4 protein-coding genes are annotated in these 3758 nt (G+C 30.8%); all 4 read left to right on the forward strand.

The window, feature by feature from the left end; all coding sequences use genetic code 11:
- On the forward strand, nt 1-728 hold a 728-nt coding region (locus RR409_RS20860; protein WP_332559701.1), incomplete at its 5' end, for an RHS repeat-associated core domain-containing protein.
- Nucleotides 729-739: 11 nt separating this feature from the next.
- Nucleotides 740-1108 carry a hypothetical protein gene (locus RR409_RS20865; RefSeq protein ID WP_332559702.1) on the forward strand — a complete coding sequence of 123 codons (369 nt, stop codon included), beginning with the start codon at nt 740-742 and terminating at the stop codon, nt 1106-1108.
- A 323-nt stretch (nt 1109-1431) separates the two neighbouring features.
- Nucleotides 1432-2658 carry an RHS repeat-associated core domain-containing protein gene (locus RR409_RS20870; protein ID WP_332559703.1) on the forward strand — a complete coding sequence of 409 codons (1227 nt, stop codon included), beginning with the start codon at nt 1432-1434 and terminating at the stop codon, nt 2656-2658.
- Between the two features lie 7 nt (nt 2659-2665).
- Nucleotides 2666-2941 carry a CPCC family cysteine-rich protein gene (locus RR409_RS20875; protein ID WP_332559704.1) on the forward strand — a complete coding sequence of 92 codons (276 nt, stop codon included), beginning with the start codon at nt 2666-2668 and terminating at the stop codon, nt 2939-2941.
- Nucleotides 2942-3758 lie beyond the last annotated feature (817 nt).

A 3758-nucleotide genomic window follows, 5' to 3' on the forward strand; every position in this document is an offset into this window, starting at 1 on the left:
CTGTTGGAGTTAAGAATCCTTATAGATATAGAGGGTATAGGTATGATACCGAGACTGGATTGTATTATCTGCAGAGCAGATATTATAACTCAGAGTGGGGTAGGTTTATTAATCCGGATGGACTTGTTGGAAAGCCAGGTGAATTACTATCTCATAATATGTTTACGTATTGTTTAAATAATCCTATAAACATGGAAGATCCTACCGGATTCTTACCAAGATGGGCCAAGTGGGCAATTGGGGCTGCAGTAGCTGTTGCAGTTGTTGTTATAGCAGTGATTTCACTACCACAAGAGATTGTTGCAGGTGCTGTGATAGCTGGCAGTGCTGCAATATCTAGAGTTGCACAAACAGTTCAGAATGCAGGACAACGAGTCTCCAAAAATATTTCTAGTGTCTCGAAATCTATAGGGAGAGTTGCAAATAAAGTAGATAAAATCCCCAAAAGGGAGAAACTACTAAACTCTGTATCAAATGAAAAACTAAAGAATTGTATAAATGAAATGTATCGACCTGGCGCAACAAGTGGAGATGGTGGGTTAGCAGATGCAATTAGGCATGAATTGCAAACTGGAGAATTAGTAGGAGGTAGATCCCATCTACAGAAAGGATTAGAAAGAGTTAAAAACCTTGAAAATATAATGAAAAAACAGACATTAGATGAAAATGATCTTTCTACTGCTCAACAATTACTTTGGGATTTGAAAGATGCATTAAATAAAAAATAGAGGTGTATAAATTGAGATATTGTAATTTATCAGAAGAATTAATAAAACATATTCCAGAGTTACAGTATATATATCAACAAGAATTAGATTTATGGGATGGTGAAGATCCAGGAGCACATAATATATTTGGAGATGTTCTTAATCCATTTCTTATTGAATTGCTTAAGAAAAATGCAAAAGTAGAACTTCTAGAAAAAGTGTTTGTATTCTTAGGAAGAATGGCAACATCTAATGATTTACTTGTTCAGGAAGTGTTAGCTTGTACAGTATTAGAGAGAATAGGAGATGACAAAGTAATTTTAACAAAAGCAAAGGAATATATGAACGAAGAAACGAGGAAGATAAGCGACGAGATTGAAAAAGGCTGGGGTAGAAAATAGATTTTAACAGAAAAATATCTTTCAACTAAATCTCAAAAATATTTGTAACAACTAGAAGTGGAAATATATTACAAAGTAAAATTTTAATTTTGAAGCTTTTTGATGGTAAAGAAAACGTGGAACAAACTCTTTATTTATAAACAGATTCAAAAATAACAACTATAAAGTAAGTATATCGTAATAATGCAAAAGCTTATAAAAGTGCTTAAGTGAGCTAAAATAAAGTCAATGGAGACCAAAAACTTCATTGGCTTTTTCATATTAATGAAGTTGAAGGAAAAAGTGAAATAGGTATTTTTGAAGACTCCATCAACAAGAATGGTATGGAATATGTAAATGTTCCAATCCCAGGCACAGAAAATACAGTAAGAGCTATAAAGTTAAACAAAGGGCAGAGCATTCCCAATATCTGGTCACCGCTAATTGCACTAAAACCTAGCACTAACTACGTGTTAGAGTTTGACTATTGGTCGGAAGAACAAGAGGTACAATTCAATGTAGACTTATTCCCAGATACGCTGCCAGAAAGATACCCAGTAGCAAAAACTACTGTTCAAAAGTTTAAAGAAACAATAAGTTCTGCTTCACCAGACATGACAGCATCAAGCTTAAGATTCTTTAATAACTTAAGTAATCCAAATCCAGCTAATATTTATATAACAAACATAAGAGTATATGAAGAAGGAAAAACAAGTGAAGTAAACAAAGAATACTTTTATGTAAGAAATGCTCAAGGAGATATAATATCCTTAGTAGATAAATATGGACGTGAAGTAGTAAACTATACTTATGATACTTGGGGTAAACTTATATCCATAGAAGGAACTCTTAAAGATACAGTTGGAGTTAAAAATCCATACAGATATAGAGGGTATAGGTATGATACCGAGACAGGACTTTACTACTTAAATTCAAGATACTATAACCAAGAGTGGGGAAGGTTTATTAATGCTGATGGCATAACTGGAGTTCACGGTGAATTATTATCTCATAATATGTTTGCTTACTGCGACAATAATCCTGTTAATAAACAGGATCCTAGTGGATTTTTAAGTTTTTCAGCTACAGATGGAGTTGGTGCAGGAAGTGACAGTTATTTTTCATCTGTAGTTAGCACATTAAAAAAAGTTAATAAACAAATTCAAAAAAATACTTTAATCTTAATAGTTTCTACTACAATTGTCGCTGGTACCATGGAGTTAGGGAATAAGTTAGCTAAGAAGAGAGGGGGAAATGCTTTCCGAGGGTCAAGGAATCTAAGTGCAGATTTTAAGAATGGTAAAAAGCTTTCATCTCATTTCACAGACCATAGAGCTGATTTTGGATATAAAACGGCAGATGAATACCTTGAAGGCGCAAGAAATTTTGTTATGAAAAAGCCTACTTCAACAACCCAAAGTTTTGTATCTAAAGAAGGCACTTATTTTAGATATGATACCAAAACAAATGAATTTGGAATGGTTAATCAATATGGAGGAATATCAACTTATTTTAAACCTACAGATGGTATGAAGTATTGGCAAGAGCAAATAGCAAAATATAAACCATGATAAGGAGATGATTCACTTGTATAAAAAATTACAATGTCCCTGCTGTGGAAATTATACTATTGATAGCGATGATGAAATTGTTGTTGAGATATGCGAAGTATGCTTATGGCAATACGATGAGGTTGCACATAAATATCCAAATAGAGTAATTGGTGCTAACAAGATATCATTATGCGAAGCAAAAGATAATTATAAGCTGTTTAAAGTAGCTAAAAAAGAGTATATTGGAAAAAACATCAACAGAGAGCCTAACGAAGATGAATTTTATGAAACTAAAAACTAGAACAAATCAGTTTATATTAATTTAATTGAATCTATAAGATGCAAGAAATGTTTAGTGATATAAAATTTGTTTGTAGATGAAATGATAAGGTGGTAAATATACTATGATAATAAAAAAATAAATGACTCAACCAATTACGACAAAGTTGTGTTTTATTCAATATTTGCTGTTATTCTTGCAAGATTCTTACCACAAAGTATACAGTTTTATATACCGATAGTGGTATTTATTGTCTCCTTAATATTGATAATAAAGCATTTGATTTGCAAGAGTTCAGTTATTATCATATCAATATGTGCTGTGTTTTCAATTGCTATGGGACTTATGAGTGCCATAAAGTTGATTAGTGTTAAATATGTACAATATTTAGGCTTTGTACCACTTTTATGGAAGTTAAATGTAGTTATATTTTTTATTTCTGTAAATGTTCTAAATTTATTTTTGTTCAAAGTTTACAAAAATAAACGAATTATCATATATATTTGGATATTAACTATTAATGTAATTACTTTTTTAGCCTTTTTTGCAATATAATAGTGGAGTATTTTAGATTTCTCATAAAAATTACAAAGTTAAAATAGTATCATAGAAATTCTATAAGTGATAAGGATGACATCATGGTTTTTAAAATGGTGTCATTCCAACTTTAAATAATATATAACTAAAAAAATAAATTTATTCATTGATATATGCGGTATTTGATAACCTTAGTTTAAATTACTTATAATAGCAGAACAGAAATAATAAATAGGAACTTGTAATCAAATTATATTCTATACATAATTTCAATGCAAAAATAAATTTCTATAGAAGGTAC

Origin of the sequence: Clostridium sp. (assembly GCF_036642255.1) — a bacterium.
Classification (GTDB): Bacteria; Bacillota; Clostridia; order Clostridiales; family Clostridiaceae; genus Clostridium_J.

Excerpts from the sequence above, each read along its gene's own strand:
- RR409_RS20870 (WP_332559703.1), top strand. The coding sequence starts at position 1,432 with ATGGAATATGTAAATGTTCCAATCCCAGGCACAGAAAATACAGTAAGA.
- RR409_RS20875 (WP_332559704.1), top strand. The coding sequence starts at position 2,666 with ATGATTCACTTGTATAAAAAATTACAATGTCCCTGCTGTGGAAATTAT.